This window comes from Spongiibacter sp. UBA1325 (assembly GCF_002306875.1).
In the GTDB taxonomy this organism is placed as follows: Bacteria; Pseudomonadota; Gammaproteobacteria; order Pseudomonadales; family Spongiibacteraceae; genus Spongiibacter; species Spongiibacter marinus.
Genome location: NZ_DBTD01000009.1, coordinates 387,169 through 406,196 on the forward strand (window position 1 = coordinate 387,169; position 19,028 = coordinate 406,196).

Below are 19,028 nucleotides of genomic sequence, written 5' to 3' on the forward strand. Positions count from 1 at the left end.
CGGCCCGCCAATGGCAGAGTCGGCCAAGCTGTTAGCCACACTACCGGCCGTGCTATAAACCTTGGCAGTGCCACTACCTTCAGTTTCGGGCAGCGCCAAACTGCCGCCAAAGGATTTATTCATGTCTGCACCGCTATACGACGAGATTCACTGCCTCACCCTCAATCTGATGCGCGCCGCCGAGGGCAACGACCGCAAGGGCGAGGCCAAAGCCTTTCAGGCCTTAAGGGCGTTGTGCGCAGACAATGCCGACACCGAGGCCGACCACCCCCTGCAATGGGAGGCCCTGGGGGATTTTTCCAACAACGTGGAGCAGGCCATTACCGCCTACGAAACCGGCTTAGCCTGCGCCGAGCGCGCAAGCCTGGATGAATATATCGCCTCATTAAATTTCGCCCTGGCAGAAGTGTTTGCCGAGCAGCAAGACCTGGCGCGGGCGTTAACGCATGCCCAGCAGGCCAGTGAGCTGAGCGAACAGCTCGACGACAGCAAGTTTGCCGAGGCGGTTAGCGAGCTGGTGGCGCAACTGGAGCAGGCGACAACCGAGCAGTGAAACTACCCCAAAAAGGAGAGTGTGATGGCTAGTGAAACGCAGCAACAAGGCAGTTGTTTATGTGGCAAGGTGTCGGTGTTTGCCACTCCGTCCTCTATGCATATCGATGCCTGCCACTGCGACATGTGTCGCCAGTGGGGCGGCGGTCCGCTATTGGCCGTGGAGTGTGATGGCGAGGTGCGGTTCGGCGGCGAGGAATATATCAGCCGTTATCAGTCTTCTGAGTGGGCCGAGCGCGCCTTTTGTAGCCAGTGCGGCACCCACCTGTTTTATCGATTAACGGCCGACAATCATTACGCTCTGCCGGTGGGCTTGTTTGGCGATGTGGACTGGCAATTTAGCAAGCAGATCTTCATCGACCAAAAACCAACCTACTACGCGTTTGCCAATGCCACCGAGAAGTTGACCGGCGAAGAAGTGTTTGCCGCCTACGCTGCTAAGTAGCGTTGCTACGGCGGCAAAAAAGCACCCGCGGCGCAATGCCAGCGGGTGAAGGGGTTAGAATTGATAGCGCGCCTTGATCCAGTACTGGCGTCCGGGTTCGTTTACGCGAACGGCCGTTGGGTCGAAGGGATCAGATGAGGCGGTGTTAACGTGGTAGGCGTAGTTCTTATCCGCCACGTTTTCCACACCGGCTTCCAGAGATAGCGCGTCGGTCACTTCCCAGTTCCCGTAGATATTCACCACACCAAAACCGGCAGTTTCTTCCGGTACATCGTTGTCGACATCAATACGGTTTTGACGATCGGCAACAACCCATTGAACGCCCACCGACCAGCCATCGCGCTGATAATCAACATGGGTGGTGGCTTGCAGTGGCGAGATATTCGCCAGGTCGCCGTTGTCGCCTTCACCCTCGGTATAGGCAATACCCACCCGCGCAGATACGCCGCCAAACAGTGGTTTGCCCGCCTCCAATTCCACGCCGCGCAACTGTGCGTTGGTGTTGCGGTACAGGGTGGCAGTGCCGCGATTGTAGAGCTCGATGTAGTCGGTCACTTCGTCCCAATACACCGTGGCCGACCAGTGGCTGTCGCCCTGGCGAGACAGCAAGGTCAGGTCTAGCTGCTGGTGAATTTCCGGGTCGATATTGGGGTTGCCCACCCAGCTCTTGCCCATGGCGCTGCGGGCAATAAAGTTCTCGCTGGCATCCGGGTGGCGAACCGAGCGGCTAAGGTTGGTGCTAAACAAGGTGCTTTCGCTCAGCTTGCGGTCCCAGCCCAATACCAGGCCCAGGTCATTGGTAGTGGCCTTGTTGCTGCGCGTGCCGTAGTTAGCCTGATAAAGGTTGGCGGGGGTGGCCGCGCCCATCATGCCGGCGGGTTTTTCGCTGGAGGTAGCCTCAGAGCGGAACTGGTCATAGCGCACGCCTACACGCAGCTCATCCACCGCGTTCAGCTTGTAGTCCAGTTCGGCAAACAGGCCCGTTAGGCGCTGCTCGATATCGGGCCACATGCGAGACACCAGCATATCGAAGCTGCCGTCTTTGCCGGCATCCATAAACAGGTCGGCACCGCGGTCGTTGGCGCGGTGGTCGATACCCACTCGCCATTCGCTGTTGTCGCCATTTAGCGTGGCCATAAAACGGCCGCCCCAGGTGTCAGATGAACTGGGCGCTGCCATGCCGTTGGGCATCGCGTTGCGCGGGCGTAGCGTGTAATTGTCCATCAAGTGCGTAACATCGCTGCGATACAGATTCAGCGACAGCGCATCTACCGGGCCGATCGAGGCGTTGTAATCCCACTTAAAGCGGCTGGTGGTGGAATCGGCATAGGGTGCGTCCATGCCGTTCCCGGCATAGAACAGGTCTTCCTCGTTGGCCACCTCATGAGAGGCTTCAAGATAGTGGTTGCCGATATCGCCACCTACAATCACGCCAAAGCTGTTGGAGTCGAAGGCCGACGACACGGTGTTGCCGTCACCGTCATCGTAGTTGTCCGATTCAATGTTCTCGCCAAATACGCGAACAAAGCCGCGGTCATTGCCTGCGGCAAAATCCACCGCTGCGCTGCGCAGGTCTGAGTTGCCGGTATAGCCAAGGCGAACATTGCCGCGATAACCGCTTTCATCAAATTCCGGGCGCTGGTGTTCAAACAACAGCGTGCCGCCGCTGCCGCCAGCGCCGTAAATCACCGAGCGATTACCCTTAATCACCGAAACCTGATCAAAACTGTCAAAGCCGACATAAGTGGTCGGTGGGTCCATGCGGCCGGGGCAGGCGCCGTAGTTAAACGCGCCATCGGAAATAATATTCAAACGGTTCTGGCTCTGGCCGCGAATAATTGGCTCAAAGCCGCGACCGCCACGCCGTGTGGCACTCATGCCCGTTACCGAACGCAGCAACTCACCGGCGTCGTGCACCGGCTTGGTGAGCGGCGCATCGCTAAAAATCTGATCCGCTGTTGGGTCCAGGTCGCGCTCAGCCGTCACCTCAACCAATTCAATAGCCAAGTCATGGTTGGCCAAACCCAGTGCGGGCGCCATTGCGAACGCCGTCAGTAAAAATTGCTTCTTCACAGAAAAATCGCCTAATTATAGATGTCGGCAATAGTCTAATGACTGACTCAACGCCTGAGGATGTGACATGGTGTCGCAGCAACCCCGCCGCAAAACACCGGCTTCGGCAATTAAATTCACAAATAAAAGAACGCTTGGCGGTTAGCGCACCGTTAATTCGCCGGTTCCAGGCCGCCAAAGAGTGTGGAATACTCAATGCAGCATGAGTACCTGATTATGGCGCTGCAGGCCGCAGCAAAACGCCACCGCGTGCTTCAGAATGGAGGCAATAGTGACTACGGCATGGATGTGAAGCCCTCCTTAAAGTATACCCCACAGCAAGCCCGCACCTGGCGTGTTTCGCCATTGTTATCGTGAAACGCTTTTTTTTTAGCCTGTCTTCTTAGTCGATAATAATATTACGTGACAGCAGGTAGCATTTGATCCGATGACTCATGCTGGTGTAAAAACTCAAAGTAAGTGGAAAGGATTAGACAATGATTTTTAAAGCTTGGCTGCTAAACGGGTTATTTCATAGTGCCCCAGGTTACTTGTCGATTGAGGGTGACGAGATTGCATTTTCACTCATCGACACAGGGACGTTTGGTAAGAAGAAGTTCGACTCGATGGTGAATAAAGAGGGAGCCTTTGAAGAGATCTCCGAGGGTCAAAATATCGAAGTGTTTCGCACTCAGCGGTCAAATGCCAATTTCCACTCGCCGTGGTATATGTTTATGGGTGGTGGCGTGTTGAAGCTTCCTAATGGGACACACAAGTTGTCATTCATGCAACCTCAGAATACGAAATTTCCTTATCAGCGTTTAGGTATTATTCGAGAGAGTGATATCACCGACTTTAAGGACGGGCGGGAGCTAGGAAAACGGTTTAACGCGTATATTAATAATAATGAAACTTGGTAAATCGATAAAGAAATCTCCACTCAATTAAGGCTTTCTAAAGCAGTGCGCTACACCAGATATAGAATATTTTTGTCATTTTGATAACTAACCGCGTAAACCATATCCAGATGAGCTGGCTGGTATAGAGTAATAGCATCCGACGCTGACAAGGCGTTGTAGATTTCCTCAGTCACGTCCCACCGCCCTTCAGCCGTCAAAAGCCGAAATTTAGTTTTTGCCAGATTCGATGTTGTAGCGAATTTGTCTTTTACCCTCGTTCTAATTTCCACTTTGCCAAGATCAGTATTCGTAAACCGTCGGTAAAGATTGTAGGCTGAGAAAAGACCTAAAGCCTTGTATAGCAGAACAATGGCCAAAGGAAATGAAAAGAGGATCAAATTGGTCGTAAAGATAGGGAAAAACAGAACCAGCATGGCGATAAAGAAATAAAGCTTCTTTCGCCATTGTTTGAAGAAAAGCTTCTTAACTATTGATCGTTCAGTAGGAGAAATATGTAATTCTCGTTTCTTCCGCGAAGAACTAACCTTTCGAGATTCAGGAGCTTTTTCAGTTCGCTCATGAATGTGAGAATTTAAAATCTCAAAATTCAGAATCAGCTTTTTCTTGGGGCTGATATGTAATGAAATTTCGTCCCCTACGGAAGCTTGATGATATTCTTTAGGCGTTACCTTTAGCTCTTCGCCATTAATTGACAAATAGTGCGTAATGGTTGTTCTGGTTCGACTGCCTCCGTTACCTGCGCGATTTGGGGAGCGATGATTTCCTGTTCTGGAGGTATGCTTGTTGACACGCTTATTGGTTACCGCCCCTGTGTAGCAGTGTTTGACCCCGTCTCTGAGCTCGATGTGGTTTTGCCGGGCGATGCTTGTAATAACAGCGAAAAAAATCACAGCGAAAACACTAAAAATGATCATTGGAATGGCGCTGTTATGGGAAGAATAAACAATCGAGGTAAAAATTACATAGAAGATCGCTCCGGCAAATAGCGAAAAACCGCCAATCAACCAATATTGATTTTGTATGCGCTTTCTATCTTGGGGTGATAAGCGTTTTATATCGTATTTAGCCCTTTCCATGTTCTTCCCATAAATTAGCTAATAGTGTTTCTAATTTGCAGTTGTCGCACTCGACGCCACTCTCGTGCCGCCCCCATTGACGTGCCCACAGGAAATACAGAAATAGCAATTAAAAAATAATTGAAAGCTCCACTCCTGAATCCCTCAAATAACGCGATTGCGAACAGCTGAAGAAACCCAATTATCCCTAAGACCCAAAAGGCAGTGATGGTTCGGCTGATAAACGGTGTGACACGCTGCGTAGTCGAGCTTTGAAACACGAACAGCCACCTCAGTAGAGCTGCGGCCAAATAAGCCAGCGCTACAGCCAGGCAGGGATAAATAAACGTCGACAGCGGATCTTGCTGCGTCACCAAGCCAAATAGCAGCGTTATTGCACCCCAAAGCCACACGACACGAGGCATCCACCACTCAGAGTGTACGATCCATTTCGTCATGACGAACTATCGCTTTGAGGTAAAGCAGGTTTCTGTGCCGTCATAATTGTTGTAACAGTCCCGTCTGTAGCCGTTGTAACTGTTGTTGCGGTTATTGATCTGACCTTGCTTAATCATCGCATCACCCCAGGCATTCAATGCATCGCCAAAGCTCTGTGAGCTGTTACGATTGGACGGGTGGGCGGCTTGAAAAGCCTGTTGTTTACGCCACTCTTCTTGTGCTGCCTTATACGCACGTTCACGCTCTTCCTCTCTACGGCGCTTCGATTCAGCAATTTTTGCCTCGTAGGCCCTCTTGCGAGCCAGACTATCTGCACGGGACTTTAGCGCATTCTGGTAGACAGTTTGAATCGCGGTAAATCTGTCATCCCATCCGTATCGATTTTGTCCATATGCCGTTGCCAGTTTCGCTTTATAACCCGTATCTACCACCATGCGGCTTCGTATCCATGGTGATAGCGAGTGCCATTTCCCGGGATAGGCGCTAGGCTTTGGTGTCACACCATCGGCTTCGTAGGCGGTATAGAATTGAATAAAATAGGATTGCCAGATATCGCTATTTGACTTGTACTCCCGCGCTCCTTCTTCTCTCTGATAATCAAAATCAGCCAGCATGACGTAGTCAGCCTCCGAGGCTAAGATACTGATTGGAGAAGATTCGCTATTGTTTTTGACTTTACCGCGCGTAGCCAGCCCGGCAATTTTGTAACTGAAGCCAGTGGGTGTTTTGTACACTAGCAACCAGTCTTTATATTTTTTCTGCCGCTCATTAAAGCCCCAGTAATTATCATAAAGCGGCGTCATACCCACAAAGTTTTTAGGGCCCTTCACGGGTTCTCCATGTTCATCCAGTGGTACATACAACGTGTGATCGGGCAGATCCGTTTGCAGAGGAAGGCGTCCGACTGCCTGCATCAGATAATTAGTGAATTTCTTTCTGTCTAAGTCATAGATCGACTCAATAATATCGATCTTCGGATAATAGCCGAGAAAGTCTCCCATAGGTCCCCAGCGGACGGAGGCCTCATTCCCGGTTTTAGGGTCAATCGCTTTGGCAAAGATCAAGCCGGATTCATTTTGTGTATAGAAGGTCAGCTTTGCCTGAGAGAAGATAATATTGTCGTAAGTCGCGACCACTCTTCCATCTGGCCCCAGTTGCTCAAACTTGACAGTATTCTCACCTACACTCGTAGTGCCCCTGGCAATAAAGACCCTTACCGGGCTCTGCATGGAGTAGCCACCCATGGTGTAGTAAGTTCTACCCTTTCCCAGTGGCTCTTTGAGCTTTTTGAGTTTGTTATCAATTTCCACAAGGTAGTATTCATCGTTCCAATGACAGTCGATGTCCTTGTAGGGCTGGGCGATTGCAAATTTATCCGATATTGGAATGATGAGTTGGTAAGCGGCAGGCTCTACCGGAGAGGCACCATTTGCTTCGATTAGCCCCCATGGGTGTTTCCTTCCCCAGTCTTTTTTGCATTTACTCTCCGGGATTCTCTCGCGTTTGCCTCCAAACTTTTTGGAGATCTTTTTCATGTCCTTATAGGTAGGCGAACTCCTCACAAACCCCATCACCATCGTGCCAGAGCCATCGGCCTTCATGACTAGCCAGCGCTCTCCGGCTTCGCGACAGAGCTCAGGCTGACTTTCCAGCGGGATACACTTTCCTCCGGTCATCGACCGTATCGGCCCACCTGCGTGGGCCGTCAAAAGAGGTAGCGAGAGAAGCAATAACACACTAATAAGATGACTTTTCATTCGGATTCCTTACCGCAATACATAATTTTTATTCCATTCATAAATGATGAAGACATTTGAAAAATATCCGCAACACCTTTTGTACTACTAGGATGAGAGCTGGCACTGGAGCAGGTAGTTACTCAGGTCCACAACGTCTCGCAAGCCTTTCTATGTATGGTCAATTTCATAGCGCGCTACCAAGTCGCCAAGTTGGCGAATTTGAATGGCCTCGATACCGTGGCTGGAGAGGGCGTCTGAAATCACCACCACTTTATCGGTTTCGCTGAATTCGTCGCGGCTCATCATTATGTGGGCGGCGTTGGCGAGTGTTTTCTCTGGGTCGGAGCTGAAGTTGATGCGGTAGCTAAGCACGTTGCGGTTTAACACCAGCTTGCGGCGGGTGCGACTGTCGTTAGTAAACGCGCAGATGATGGAGCTTTGGGGGTGGCAGTTGGTGACCAGGCTGGCCATCAGCCCTCGCCGTGTTGGCACAACAATCGCCTTGGCCTGAATGGACTCAGCCAGCTTCACCGCGGCGGCGGCAATTTCCTGTTTGTCGTTGCCCATGATCAGTTCATCGCTAAAGCGCAGGCCGCGATTCTTCTCAATGGAACGGGCAATGCGGTCTAACACCTCCACGCATTTCACCGGGTATTTGCCCACGGTGGTTTCCCCCGACAGCATAATGGCGTCGGCCTCTTCGTACACGGCGTTGGCGACATCGGTAACTTCGGCGCGGGTAGGCATGGGGTTTTCGATCATCGATTCCAGCATGTGGGTGGCAACAATCACGCGGCGGCCGTATTTCGCGCACTGGGAAATAATTTGCCGCTGAACAATGGGCAGCTCTTCAAAGGGAATTTCCACACCCAGGTCGCCCCGGGCGACCATCACACCGGCGGCTTCTTGAATAATGGCGTCGAGGTTTTTAACGCCTTCCTGGTCTTCAATTTTGGCGATAATTTTTATCTTATCGACCTTGTCGCCCAGCAGGGTTTTCAATTCTCGTATGTCGTCGGCGCTGCGCACGAATGACAGGGCGATAAAGTCCACCTCTTGTTCCATGGCAAACAGAATATCGCGGCGGTCTTTCTCGGTAATGGCGGGCAGGTTTACGCGAATACCGGGCAGATTAACGTGGCGCTTGCTCTTTAATACGCCGCCGTCGATCACTCGGCACTGCATGGTGCGCTGTTCTTTGCTGAGCACTTCCAGATTGATCAGGCCGTTGTCGACGGTGATCTTGTCGCCGATATTCACGTCGTTGATCAGGTCTTCGTAATTGATCTGGATCGAGCTGGCCTCGACATCGGCCTCGCCCCGCGCGACCACCGAAATCACATCGCCGGTTTTCAGGCTGAGTTCGTTATTGATATCGCCGGTGCGAATCTCCGGCCCCTGTGTGTCGATCAGCACCGCGACCGGGTGGTGGAGTTTGCGGTTGAGGGTTTTGATGGACTTAATAATTTGCGCGCAGCTGTCGTGTTCACCGTGGGACATATTCAGGCGCACGATATTCATCCCGGCGTCGGCCAGTTTGTGCAGTGACTCGTAGTCGCTGGTTGCTGGCCCAATGGTGCAGATGATCTTCGTTTTGCGCATAGCTTGCCCGCTGTTTGATTGTCTATGCAGTGATTATGGCAAAAAACGTCGTGGGCGAAAGGCCACTTTAGGTGTGTTTATCGATTGATTCGCCGGTTTTTTCGAATCGTGATCAGGGCGTTAAGCGTGTTGGGATGATGGCGAGCGTCTTCGGTGGGACTTCGCTGCTCTGACTCCCGTTTTTGCTCATATTTGCCTATTTGCGCAATAACAGGTCCACTGGTAGGATAAGTTACCTCAAGGGAGAGTAGCAGCTATGTTCAAGGCCATACAGAAGCGGTCTGTGTCGGATGAAGTGTTCGACCAATTGCGTAATCGCATCGTCTATCAGGAACTGAAAGCCGGTGAGGAATTGCCCTCGGAGCGGTTGCTGTCTGAAATGCTAGGGGTGAGCCGTAATGCCGTTCGCGAAGCGATCAAGCGCCTGCAACAAGCGCGCTTGGTTGAGGTTAAGCACGGCGGCATGACAACGGTGCTGGACTACCGCAGGGAGGCCAGTGCCGACTTGCTCCCCAGTTTGTTGTTTGACCAGAACGGTCAAATCCAAGTCGACGCGGCGCGCAGCATTGTGCGGATGCGTCAGGTCTTGTCTCCGGCGATTGCCGCCGATGCCGCGGTGAATGGCGGCGCAGCCACCGCTGATCGTTTAGATGCCTTGGTCGATGACATGACGGCGGCAGTGGCCCCCGTCGACTTGCAGCGCCTCGCCTTTGAATTTTGGGAGGTGCTGGTTGATGGCAGCGGCAATATCGCCTACCGCCTGGCCTTTAACTCGCTGCGCAAAACCTACGAGCCGCTATGGGAGCTACTGACCCAGATGCTGGATCGCGACCTTCGCAAGCTGGACTCATTCCGTGGCCTCGCGATGCTGGTGCGTGAGGGGAAAGCTGACGAGGCGGCAGAGTTAGCACGCGACTATATCGATGGCAGCAGCAACGCCATTAACCAGTTTTTAGATCTGTACGAGCAACACACGCAAAATCATTTAAATAACAATGCGTAGAGGACTATCCCATGACGAGCAGCGTTCAATCATCTGGCGGCGCGGCCCAACCGGCCAACCCGGCAACGGCTAGCGACTTTTTTAAAGCCTTTTATGGCCATATGAGCCCGATCATTCTTACGGCATTGGCACTGGGCTTTACCGGCTTTCGGGTTTACCTCGGCAACTGGCGCTATGCGGATCTAATCGCTCCGCTGTGCATTCTGGCTTTCTGGCCGATACAGGAATGGCTGATTCATGCTTACATTCTGCATTCCAAGCCGCGCAAAATTTTTGGTAAAACGATCGACCTCAGTGTGGGCCGTTCTCACCGTGCCCACCATGTAAACCCCTCTGACCTCAGTGATATCACCATCAACAAAGAGGTGTTCCCCACCGTGGTGCCGGTGCTGATTGCGCTTGCCTACCTGTTGTTGCCCAGTGTCGAACTGGCAACCGGTGCCCTTGCCATGTTTTTTACTTTGGCGCTGCACTATGAGTTTTGTCATTTCATGGGCCACACCACCTGGTGTATGCCAGTGAATTACTACCGTCGCCGCCAGCGAATGCATCGCCTGCATCATTACCGCGACGAAAAATTATGGTGGGGCGTGTCAACCGGATTGGGCGACTTGCTGTTGGGGACCGCGCCTGACCTGAAGGCCGTTGATAAGTCGCCAACGGTGCACAATGTTCACGGGCTGCTCTCGGACGAACCGCGCTGAACACAATTATTTCTAGCGTCAAAAGTATAAATACAATAATAAGCAGTAGGGGAAGCGTAAATGTCAGTCGACACAAGAGGGTGTTTCAGCGCGCTCAATCACTTTTTATTTAAGCGGAGCAAACCCTGCTTACAACCACTGCTTGTGGCGAGCCTACTGGCGGCTCCGGCTCTGGGTTTCGCAGCGCCGGCCGCTAATCCCGAGGTTAGCGCGGAGGAGCAATCGCTTAAGCGGCAGCGCAATGCCCTTGAAGAAGTTGTCGTCACGGCGCAGAAGCGAGAGGAAGACATACAGTCCGTACCGCTATCTGTTACCGCGATTAGTGGCGATGACATTGTCGACAAAAACATGGCCGACATGAACGAAGTGGCGGTATATGTGCCCAACCTGGACGTGCTGGCAACACCGTCGTTTCCCAGTATTTATATGCGCGGTTTGGGGTCGAGCTATAACCGAGGTTTTGAACAATCGGTGGCATTGCTGATCGACGATGTTTACTACGGTCGCGCTTCATATATTAATCAGGCCACCATGGACCTGGCGGCGATTGAAGTGCTGCGCGGCCCGCAGGGTACCCTGTTTGGTAAAAACGCCTCGGCCGGTGCGATACATTTTCGCACCGCCATGCCCGACACAGAATTTGGTTTTAAGGGTGACGTGCTACTGGGTGACCTGGACCAACAGCGCGTACGCCTGATGGCCACGGGGCCCATAACGGATACGCTCAGGTGGCGAGTCGCGCTGATGAGTCAGCTTCGCGATGGCAGTGTTTACAACACCACGGCAGAGATCGATGAAGAGAATATCGATACCCAAAATGCGCGCCTGCGCGTCGTATGGGACGCCTCCGAGGATTTGACCATTGGCCTGACACTGAACGCAGCGCTGATCCGCCAGCATGGCGAGGGTAGTCAGCTTATTCGCGCGCGTGACCGCCATCTCGCGGCCATGCAGGTGTTTGACCCGGAAACCACGGCAGACCCTTTCGACGAGCGAACAGCGAAAGATACGCAGGGCCGTGTAGCGCGCGACGCCTATGACGTTACCTTGAAAGCCGACTGGAGTTTCGGCAATGACTACCTGCTTACCAGTATTACCAACTACACCTGGTTGGACGAAGAGGTGAGGTTGGATGCCGACTTTTCACCGATTCCTTTTCTTATCCTTGATAACAATGAAGTGCTGGAGCAGTACAGTCAGGAATTTCGCATCACTTCACCACCGGGGGATGTTGAGTTTGTCGGTGGGTTATTTTTCATGAAGTCGGACTTGCAGGCCGATTACAACATTCAACAATTTTTACTGCTGACCGAGTTGCTACAGGTGACGGGTGAAGGCGAGCGCATGGCCTGCTTGCAATCGCCCGGCCCGGAAGCGTGTCAGGATCAGGTGCTCAACGATGCCAACAGTGGCCAGTTGGCAGGTCAATTGATCCAGGCGCGACAAACACTGGCCGGTGGTCCGTCACCCATCGAAACGGCGTTAACGCGCTTCGACCAGATCACCGACAGCGCTGCCCTGTTTGGGCAGGTCACCTGGCATTTCACTGAGCGCTGGTCGGCCACTTTTGGTGGGCGTTTAAATTATGAAGACAAAACCCTCGATACCGGCCACCGACTGATTAATAACGTTACCGGTGGCGAGGGGAATGCGGTTATCTCTGGCGCGGCGTGCAACCAGCTGCTGCCTGTGGATTTGCCTGGGCTTAGCGGCATCCCGTCCCCAGCGGGTTATTGCCTCGGCCCGAACCCTCAAGGGGCGACTATCTTTCCGGTGATTATTGCCGGGGATACACAGTTTGAAGCGGAGCGTGAACGGGAAACCTTTAACTTCATTCCCAAATTCTCTGTGAAGTATGACTTCGCCGATGCGGCAATGGCGTATTTTACTGCCGCCAAAGGATATAAGTCTGGTGGCTTCACCGGCCAGCCAAGCAACGACATAAACCTGGAGTTTGACGACGAAACCGCGCTGACTTACGAGCTGGGCGCTAAAACCGAATGGTTGGGCGGCGCGGCGCGTTTTAATGCGTCACTGTTTTACACCGACTTTCGCGATCTTCAGGTATCGACCTTCAATGGCGTGGCCTACGTGGTGGAAAACGCAGCGTCAGCAACGATCTACGGTTTGGAATACGAGGGCATGTTGATGACGCCCTACGGGATCCTGCTCGGCCTGAATGGCGCCTTCACGGAATCGGAATATTCTGAATTTAGCCAGGCCGCCTGTACGGCTGAAAATACCAACCCACCTCCGTGTGACCTCACCGGCCGACGCCTGCGGTTGGTACCGGAAATTAAGTCCACCTTCACGGCGGGCTGGCAGGGGCAGCCCTTCAACTGGCCCTTCCTAACGCTGGCAGGCATTACCGCGAGCTACTCATCCGAGGTGGCCCTGGCCACTGACCTCGACCCAATCGATACGCGCATTTCTGGCACTACCTACGGTGTGCGGCTTGGCCTTAAGTCGATGGACGACACTTGGCATATTAGCTTTTTCGGCGACAACATTACCGGCCGTGAATCGCTGGCTGCCGCTCAGGATACACCGGGCTTTCGGGGTACTCACTTCGGTGGCGCTTATGTAGATACAACCTATGAAGTCGAACTTGGCTACCGTTTTTAGAGGCCGCGTGCGCGCCAGCGGCGCGCTTCGTCTGCTGCTTCGCTGCGCCGCAACAGTGGCCTTCTTCGTCCCGCTCAGTTTGTGGGGCGGGGAAAGCATGAAGGTGTGGCGGGTTGATAAGTATGAGGACGGCATAAAAGTCTCCAGCCGCGAGATCCATGACTCGGCAACGCGTGAAGTGAAAGCCGAGGTGGACATTAATGCGCCCTTCGAAAAAGCCTTCGCTCTGTTACTCGATACCGGTCAGCGGCCGCGCTGGGATAAGGTGTGCACCGAGGCATCGGTATATAAAAAACTGTCGGAAAGCGAAGATATTATCTACGTGGTTAATGACTTGCCCTGGCCGGTTAGCGACAGAGACATGCTGCTACGCCGACAGTGGTCGGTAGCGCCCGATGGTTCGCAGGCGCGCATCCTCTCCCACGCTGACAACACCATACCGTCAATTGTCGATGACCGCGTACGTGTGGAAAAAGCCGAGGGAACATGGACCCTGGTACGCACCGGTTCCTCTAGTGTTCGCCTAAGCACGGTGATCCACGCCGAACCGGGTGGGCCGATCCCAGGCTGGCTTATAAACGCGCTTTCGGTCAATGGGCCGTACAATGCCTTGCATAGTCTTCGCCAAATTCTCGAATCTGAAAATCAGGCCTTGGCGGCAAGTGGCGATAATTATAAAAATCGAAATTCGCAGCATCGTTACCATGTTGGTCAGCCGGAAGAGGCGGAGTGATGAGGAGCCCACAAAAGTCATTTTCACTCGATCAGCGCAGTGAACTGTATACCCTCATTACCTTGAATCTACTGAAAGCCTTGACGGTGATGGCGGCACTCGTCGCGCTGCTTTGGCTAGTAAGGCCGTATCTCGCGGTATATCAGGAAGGCTTGCGGATTTTTATTGAGCAGCGCTTGCCGCCGGCCTATGTCTTCCCGCTGTTTTATGTTTCTGAATCCATTCTCGGTATGTTACCGCCCGATCTGTTTATGCTGTGGGCAAAGTCCCGCTTTCCGGAAATACCTTACCTAATGGTGAGTATACTCGCGGCTATCTCTTACCTGGGTGGTATTACGGCGTACGGCATTGGCAGTCGCCTTGAACACATTCCCTCTGTGCACCGCTACTTGTTTGACCGCCATGCTGAGCACGTCGAGTTTATGAAAAAATGGGGCGGTGTCTTCATCGTCATCGCTGCGCTATTGCCAATTCCGTTTGCTCTAGCGAGCACCATTGCCGGGATGATCGAGTACCCCTTCCGAACTTTCCTATTGGTCAGCTTAACCCGCTTTTTGCGTTTCTACGCCTACGCCCTGGTGCTGTTCAACATCCTTTAAGCGCTGAGTTCGCATCGCCCTTTTGCAGACGTGGCGAACCTGCCGCCACCGAGAGTCTATTCGCCCCGCAATGGGGTGGCACGCAATGGCTGAGCCTGTGGTATCCCGAGAATGAGTCCGTCTGTGCTGAGTTGGGTAGATCTGTCAGATGTAGCTACACTGGGAGGCAGGTTTTGCTACGACACGGGTGAAATGGATGACGACTTTTACATTGAACGGCAAGAAGATGTCCTCAGATGCGCCGGGAGATACCCCCTTACTTTGGGTTATTCGCGACGAGTTTGGGCTAAAAGGGACCAAGTTTGGTTGTGGTATCGCGATGTGTGGCGCCTGCACGGTGCACATGAACGGCAATCCCATGCGTTCGTGCTCGCTGCCGCTAAGTGCGGTAAACAATGCAGATATTCGTACCATTGAGGGCTTGGAGGGTAGCCACCCCTTGCAGCAGGCTTGGGTGGAAGAGCAGGTGCCGCAATGTGGTTACTGCCAGTCTGGTCAGATCATGCAGGCGGCGGCGCTATTAGCGAACAAGGCGAACCCCTCAGACGAGGAGATTGTGCAGCATATGTCGGGCAATCTCTGTCGGTGCATGTCATATGTGCGCATTAAGCGGGCGATAAAAAAGGTTGCCCAGAGCAGTGATGGCACTATTCAAATTTACGACCCTAAGCGCAACACCGTGGTGGGCAGCGCGGCGGCTCAAGCGTCTGAAAAGCAGGGGGTAAGTTGAGATGTCACGAATAAAAAATGCCGAAAGCGCGGGTGTGAATCGCCGTCAGTTTCTCATTGGATCGGCGGGGGCGGGTGTAATGCTGGCCTTTGCGCCACTCTTGCCCGCGTGCAGTGCGGATTCGGCTTCCGAGCGCCTGAATAAAAAGCGTTTTAACCCCACTATCTGGTTTGAGATTGACCAAAGTGGCGCCATTTTAGTGAATGTAACCCGTGCGGAGATGGGGCAGCACGTGGGCACGGCGCTGGCGCGTATTGTGGCCGATGAACTGGGCGCCGATTGGAATAGGGTGAGCTTTAATCACGTGGATACCGACCCCAAGTGGGGGTATATGGTGACGGGCGGCTCCTGGTCGGTATTTCAGTCGTATGTGCCGATGTCGCAAGCCGGTGCTGCGGGTAGAGAGGCGCTGATTGAAGCGGCTGCCGAGCTGCTTGGCGTGGCAGCGAAAGACTGCCGCACGGAAAACAGCCAAGTGATTTGTGGCAGCCAGCGTTTGGATTTTGCCGATATTGTGAAGCGCGGCAAGATTGATAAAACCTACAGCGAAGACCAGCTCGCCAAATTCTCTCCGAAAAAACCTGACAACCGCCAGTTAATTGCCAAGCCGAGTCGGGCCTTGGATATCCCGGTGAAAACGACCGGTGAGGCGCAGTATGGTATCGACGTTGAGCTGGAAGGAATGATCTACGCGCGCCCCCTCATTCCGCCAACCCGCTACGGTTCGACTGTGTTGAATGTTGATGACAGCGGCGCAAAAGCCGTGAAGGGGTATTTGGGCTACAAGGTGCTCAGTGATCCCAGTGATATTTTGCAGGGCTGGGTCTCTGTATTGGCCGACAGTTACTACGGCGCGGTTAAAGCTGCCGATGCTATCAAAGTGGAATACCGCGCGGGGGAAACGGCCAATGTCAGCGAAGAGGATCTTATCGCTGAAGGTGAGAAGTTAGTCGCCGATAAAACGGTGGGTGGCTTGTTTGTCGATCATGGAGATATCGACGCTGCGGCGCAGCGCGCGAAAAAATCCATTGAAGGCAGCTATCGAACCGCGTCGGCACTGCATTTTGCATTAGAGCCCGTCAATGCTGCGGTGGACTTTAAAGATGGTGTTTGCCACGTGTATACGGGCAACCAATGGCAGTCATTGTTCTTGCCGGTGGTGGCTAAGGCAGTCGGCCTCGGCGAAGACAAAGTGGTGATCCATCAGCACTATCTCGGTGGTGGTTTTGGCCGGAGGTTAGCGGGCGATTATATGGTGCCTGCCGCGCTTACTGCTAAGGCGACCGGTAAGCCGGTTAAGTTAGTATTTACCCGTGAGGATGACTCTCGCTTTGACTGCATTCGCTCACCGTCTGTGCAGCACTTTACGGCCTATTGGGGTGGCGAGGGTGATCTGCTGGGCATCGAGCACGCCGCCGCGGCAGGCTGGCCAACACTCACCATGGCGCCTGGCTTCATGCCCGATAGCGTCGATAAGAAAACCAAGGTCGATAGTTTTTCTATCAGCGGCGCCGACCATTGGTACAGTCTCGACCATCACCGTGTGCGGGCCATCAATAACCCCTTGGCACAAAAGACCTTTGTACCGGGATGGTTGCGTGCCGTGGGGCCGGGCTGGATAGGCTGGGGGGTTGAGTCTTTTATGGATGAGGTCGCCCACGCCCAGGGCGAAGATCCCGCTGAATTCCGGCTGAGCTTGCTCGACGCTAAGGGCAAGAATGCCGGCAACGCGCCGGAGGCGGTAGGTGGCGCTAAGCGGCTGGCCAATGTCTTGCGGGAAACCACTCGCAAGGCGGGCTGGGGTCGCAAGCTACCGGCCAACGAGGGCCTGGGTGTGGCCGTTGCCGCCGGTCAGGAGCGCACCATGCCAACGTGGAGCGCCTGCGTGGCCCACGTCAAAGTGGACCCCGAATCGGGGCAGGTTACGGTGCTTAAGCTCACCAGTGTTATGGACTGCGGAACCGTGGTGCACCCCGACGGCGCCCTGGCGCAAACTGAAGGTGCCATGTTGTGGGGCCTGAGTTTGGCCTTGCATGAGGGCACGGCAATTAAGGATGGCCAAGTTGCTGACAACAACCTCAATAGCTATCAACCCTTGCGTATGAAGGATGTTCCAGACATGGATATCAGCTTTGTACAAAACACGGAGTTTCCCACGGGGCTCGGCGAGCCGGGTTTGATCGCGGTGGCTCCGGCAATTGGCAATGCCATTTTTAACGCGGTGGGTGCGCGCTTGCGGAACTTGCCAATTCGTCCCGCGGATGTCAAAGCGGCGATGCAGGCATAGCTGGCTGCGCGGCGGGACAGTCTGCCCGCCGCGCGCCCGTTTTGTAACGGTATTTGTCGCCATGGCGGGCAAATCGCATCCGGCTCAGGCCTTTTTATCCAGCGATTTTGCCCACAGTGCCAAGCGGTGGCGAATGCTTTGCTGGGATACTTGTAGCTCGGGCATGGGTTGGATGAGTTTGTCGCGCACTAACAGGCGGTAGATAAATTCCAGCCGTTCGTTGCTGGAGTCGCCGTCTTCAAACTGGGCGGCGCCGCGCTTCTCTGCGTAGGCGCTGCCAATATTGATGGCCTTTCTTACCCACTCTTTCTCGTTATCGATTTTTTTCATTGGTCGTTTCCCCGCGCGCAAAGTGAAAGCGCTGCACTCAAGGTACAGCAGAAACGCCAGGCATTGCGACAGGAATACAGAAATAAGGCATCACTCATTCGTCAGAAGGGGTTTTCCCCATCCGCCGAGGCCCTTGCTACACTCAATGCAGTTAGAAAATTTTGTGCTGAGGAGATGGAATGCGAGTCGCGATATTTGGAGCCAAGGATTACGATCGCGAGTTTCTCGCTAAGGCGAACCAGCCCCACGGCCATGCGCTGGCATTTTTTGATGCCCACCTGGGTGCGGCGACGGCAGGTTTGGCCAAGGGCTTCGATGCAGTTTGCGCCTTTGTAAACGATGAGTTGGGCGATGACTGTTTGGCGGAGTTGGCTGCGCTGGGCATTCATACGGTGGCGCTGCGGTGCGCGGGCTTTAACAATGTCGATCTCGACGCCGCAGCGGCCCACGACATTACCGTAGTGCGTGTGCCCAGGTATTCGCCGGAAGGTGTGGCAGAGCACGCGGTGGCCTTAATTCTGGCGCTGAACCGAAAAATTTATCGTTCATACAACCGCGTTCGCGAGGGCAATTTTTCATTGGAAGGACTGCTGGGCTTTAACCTGCACGGTAAGACGGTGGGGGTGATTGGTACGGGTAATATCGGCGAGGCGTTTTGCCGCATTATGAGCGGCTTTGGTTGCACGGTGATTGCCGCCGACCCCTTTCCCAATGAGCGCTGTACTCGCCTTGGCGTGGAATACACCGAGCTGGACGCGCTGCTAACGCGCGCGGATATTATCAGCCTGCACTGCCCTCTGACCCCGGACACCCACCACCTGATCGATGACCGCGCCCTCGCCAAAATGAAGCCGGGCGTGATGCTGATTAACACCAGCCGCGGCGCACTGGTGGATACCGTCGCGGTGATTGCCGCGCTAAAGACGATGAGAATTGGTTATCTCGGGTTGGATGTCTACGAAGAGGAGGGCGATATGTTTTTCGAGGACCTGTCGGGCAAGATTATTACCGACGATGTGTTCTCGCGTTTACTGACCTTCCCCAATGTACTCATTACCGGCCATCAGGGCTTTTTCAGCGCCGAGGCGCTGGCGAGCATTGCCGCTACCACACTGCAAAACCTCAGCGATGTGGAGCAGGGAAAGGCCTGCAAAAATGAAATTTCAGCCGCACAATTACGCGGCTGAAAAGTC

General features: G+C 53.7%; 18 protein-coding genes. 12 read left to right on the forward strand and 6 right to left on the reverse strand.

Going from position 1 to position 19,028, the window contains the following annotated elements; genetic code table 11:
* The first annotated feature begins 121 nt into the window (after positions 1 to 121).
* Positions 122 to 553, forward strand: coding sequence for a hypothetical protein (locus tag B3K78_RS10370; protein WP_286695380.1), 432 nt, complete (start codon positions 122 to 124; stop codon positions 551 to 553).
* A 24-nt stretch (positions 554 to 577) separates the two neighbouring features.
* Positions 578 to 997 (forward strand): GFA family protein, encoded by a 420-nt coding sequence (locus B3K78_RS10375; RefSeq protein ID WP_286695381.1) that lies wholly within the window; start codon positions 578 to 580, stop codon positions 995 to 997.
* Positions 998 to 1,051: 54 nt separating this feature from the next.
* On the opposite strand, the gene B3K78_RS10380 is transcribed toward B3K78_RS10375, so the two are convergent.
* Complete coding sequence (locus B3K78_RS10380) at positions 1,052 to 3,070, reverse strand: TonB-dependent copper receptor (RefSeq protein WP_286695382.1); 2,019 nt, start codon at positions 3,068 to 3,070, stop codon at positions 1,052 to 1,054.
* Between the two features lie 195 nt (positions 3,071 to 3,265).
* Between B3K78_RS10380 and B3K78_RS10385 the strand changes: the two genes are divergently transcribed.
* Both B3K78_RS10385 and B3K78_RS10390 read left to right on the forward strand, forming a co-directional pair.
* Positions 3,266 to 3,427: a hypothetical protein gene (locus B3K78_RS10385; RefSeq protein WP_286695383.1), complete on the forward strand. Its 162-nt coding sequence runs from the start codon at positions 3,266 to 3,268 to the stop codon at positions 3,425 to 3,427.
* Between the two features lie 119 nt (positions 3,428 to 3,546).
* A complete protein-coding gene (locus B3K78_RS10390; protein ID WP_286695384.1) occupies positions 3,547 to 3,969 on the forward strand; it encodes a hypothetical protein in 423 nt (140 codons plus the stop codon).
* A gap of 47 nt (positions 3,970 to 4,016) precedes the next feature.
* Here B3K78_RS10390 and B3K78_RS10395 read toward each other — a convergent pair whose 3' ends face one another.
* The 4 genes from B3K78_RS10395 to pyk all read right to left on the reverse strand — a co-directional run bounded on the left by B3K78_RS10395 (position 4,017) and on the right by pyk (position 8,824).
* Positions 4,017 to 5,045: a DUF2500 domain-containing protein gene (locus B3K78_RS10395; RefSeq protein ID WP_286695385.1), complete on the reverse strand. Its 1,029-nt coding sequence runs from the start codon at positions 5,043 to 5,045 to the stop codon at positions 4,017 to 4,019.
* 14 nt (positions 5,046 to 5,059) lie between these two features.
* Positions 5,060 to 5,482, reverse strand: a complete 423-nt coding sequence (locus B3K78_RS10400; protein WP_286695386.1) for a hypothetical protein — start codon at positions 5,480 to 5,482, stop codon at positions 5,060 to 5,062.
* Positions 5,483 to 5,488: 6 nt separating this feature from the next.
* Positions 5,489 to 7,240: a hypothetical protein gene (locus tag B3K78_RS10405; RefSeq protein ID WP_286695387.1), complete on the reverse strand. Its 1,752-nt coding sequence runs from the start codon at positions 7,238 to 7,240 to the stop codon at positions 5,489 to 5,491.
* A gap of 150 nt (positions 7,241 to 7,390) precedes the next feature.
* The gene (pyk, locus tag B3K78_RS10410) at positions 7,391 to 8,824 is read right to left on the reverse strand and encodes a pyruvate kinase (RefSeq protein WP_204994987.1); all 1,434 of its coding nucleotides are present in this window, start codon (positions 8,822 to 8,824) and stop codon (positions 7,391 to 7,393) included.
* Positions 8,825 to 9,080: 256 nt separating this feature from the next.
* Between pyk and B3K78_RS10415 the strand changes: the two genes are divergently transcribed.
* The 7 genes from B3K78_RS10415 to B3K78_RS10445 all read left to right on the forward strand — a co-directional run bounded on the left by B3K78_RS10415 (position 9,081) and on the right by B3K78_RS10445 (position 17,505).
* Positions 9,081 to 9,827, forward strand: coding sequence for a FadR/GntR family transcriptional regulator (locus tag B3K78_RS10415; RefSeq protein WP_286695388.1), 747 nt, complete (start codon positions 9,081 to 9,083; stop codon positions 9,825 to 9,827).
* An 11-nt stretch (positions 9,828 to 9,838) separates the two neighbouring features.
* Positions 9,839 to 10,531: a sterol desaturase family protein gene (locus B3K78_RS10420; RefSeq protein WP_286695389.1), complete on the forward strand. Its 693-nt coding sequence runs from the start codon at positions 9,839 to 9,841 to the stop codon at positions 10,529 to 10,531.
* 60 nt (positions 10,532 to 10,591) lie between these two features.
* Positions 10,592 to 13,156, forward strand: a complete 2,565-nt coding sequence (locus tag B3K78_RS10425) for a TonB-dependent receptor (protein ID WP_286695390.1) — start codon at positions 10,592 to 10,594, stop codon at positions 13,154 to 13,156.
* Positions 13,128 to 13,889: an START domain-containing protein gene (locus B3K78_RS10430; RefSeq protein ID WP_286695391.1), complete on the forward strand. Its 762-nt coding sequence runs from the start codon at positions 13,128 to 13,130 to the stop codon at positions 13,887 to 13,889. The genes B3K78_RS10425 and B3K78_RS10430 overlap by 29 nt, the downstream gene beginning before the upstream one ends.
* Complete coding sequence (locus tag B3K78_RS10435; RefSeq protein WP_286695392.1) at positions 13,889 to 14,488, forward strand: YqaA family protein; 600 nt, start codon at positions 13,889 to 13,891, stop codon at positions 14,486 to 14,488. Before B3K78_RS10430 ends, B3K78_RS10435 begins: the two co-directional genes overlap by 1 nt.
* Positions 14,489 to 14,684: 196 nt before the next feature.
* Entirely contained in the window at positions 14,685 to 15,218 is a 534-nt protein-coding gene (locus tag B3K78_RS10440; protein ID WP_286695393.1) for a (2Fe-2S)-binding protein, read from the forward strand.
* A 1-nt stretch (position 15,219) separates the two neighbouring features.
* Positions 15,220 to 17,505, forward strand: a complete 2,286-nt coding sequence (locus B3K78_RS10445; protein WP_286695394.1) for a xanthine dehydrogenase family protein molybdopterin-binding subunit — start codon at positions 15,220 to 15,222, stop codon at positions 17,503 to 17,505.
* Between the two features lie 84 nt (positions 17,506 to 17,589).
* Here the strand turns inward: B3K78_RS10445 and B3K78_RS10450 are convergent, their stop codons facing one another.
* Positions 17,590 to 17,835, reverse strand: coding sequence for a DUF5062 family protein (locus tag B3K78_RS10450; protein ID WP_036256911.1), 246 nt, complete (start codon positions 17,833 to 17,835; stop codon positions 17,590 to 17,592).
* 179 nt (positions 17,836 to 18,014) lie between these two features.
* Between B3K78_RS10450 and B3K78_RS10455 the strand changes: the two genes are divergently transcribed.
* Positions 18,015 to 19,022, forward strand: coding sequence for a 2-hydroxyacid dehydrogenase (locus B3K78_RS10455; RefSeq protein WP_286695395.1), 1,008 nt, complete (start codon positions 18,015 to 18,017; stop codon positions 19,020 to 19,022).
* Positions 19,023 to 19,028 lie beyond the last annotated feature (6 nt).

What these genes read in the sequence shown, in the direction of transcription:
- B3K78_RS10370 (WP_286695380.1), top strand. Translation starts at nt 122, where the DNA reads ATGTCTGCACCGCTATACGACGAGATTCACTGCCTCACCCTCAATCTG.
- B3K78_RS10375 (WP_286695381.1), top strand. Translation starts at nt 578, where the DNA reads ATGGCTAGTGAAACGCAGCAACAAGGCAGTTGTTTATGTGGCAAGGTG.
- B3K78_RS10385 (WP_286695383.1), top strand. Translation starts at nt 3,266, where the DNA reads ATGCAGCATGAGTACCTGATTATGGCGCTGCAGGCCGCAGCAAAACGC.
- B3K78_RS10390 (WP_286695384.1), top strand. Translation starts at nt 3,547, where the DNA reads ATGATTTTTAAAGCTTGGCTGCTAAACGGGTTATTTCATAGTGCCCCA.
- B3K78_RS10395 (WP_286695385.1), bottom strand. Translation starts at nt 5,045, where the DNA reads ATGGAAAGGGCTAAATACGATATAAAACGCTTATCACCCCAAGATAGA.
- B3K78_RS10400 (WP_286695386.1), bottom strand. Translation starts at nt 5,482, where the DNA reads ATGACGAAATGGATCGTACACTCTGAGTGGTGGATGCCTCGTGTCGTG.
- B3K78_RS10405 (WP_286695387.1), bottom strand. Translation starts at nt 7,240, where the DNA reads ATGAAAAGTCATCTTATTAGTGTGTTATTGCTTCTCTCGCTACCTCTT.
- pyk (WP_204994987.1), bottom strand. Translation starts at nt 8,824, where the DNA reads ATGCGCAAAACGAAGATCATCTGCACCATTGGGCCAGCAACCAGCGAC.
- B3K78_RS10415 (WP_286695388.1), top strand. Translation starts at nt 9,081, where the DNA reads ATGTTCAAGGCCATACAGAAGCGGTCTGTGTCGGATGAAGTGTTCGAC.
- B3K78_RS10420 (WP_286695389.1), top strand. Translation starts at nt 9,839, where the DNA reads ATGACGAGCAGCGTTCAATCATCTGGCGGCGCGGCCCAACCGGCCAAC.
- B3K78_RS10425 (WP_286695390.1), top strand. Translation starts at nt 10,592, where the DNA reads ATGTCAGTCGACACAAGAGGGTGTTTCAGCGCGCTCAATCACTTTTTA.
- B3K78_RS10430 (WP_286695391.1), top strand. Translation starts at nt 13,128, where the DNA reads ATGAAGTCGAACTTGGCTACCGTTTTTAGAGGCCGCGTGCGCGCCAGC.
- B3K78_RS10435 (WP_286695392.1), top strand. Translation starts at nt 13,889, where the DNA reads ATGAGGAGCCCACAAAAGTCATTTTCACTCGATCAGCGCAGTGAACTG.
- B3K78_RS10440 (WP_286695393.1), top strand. Translation starts at nt 14,685, where the DNA reads ATGACGACTTTTACATTGAACGGCAAGAAGATGTCCTCAGATGCGCCG.
- B3K78_RS10445 (WP_286695394.1), top strand. Translation starts at nt 15,220, where the DNA reads ATGTCACGAATAAAAAATGCCGAAAGCGCGGGTGTGAATCGCCGTCAG.
- B3K78_RS10450 (WP_036256911.1), bottom strand. Translation starts at nt 17,835, where the DNA reads ATGAAAAAAATCGATAACGAGAAAGAGTGGGTAAGAAAGGCCATCAAT.
- B3K78_RS10455 (WP_286695395.1), top strand. Translation starts at nt 18,015, where the DNA reads ATGCGAGTCGCGATATTTGGAGCCAAGGATTACGATCGCGAGTTTCTC.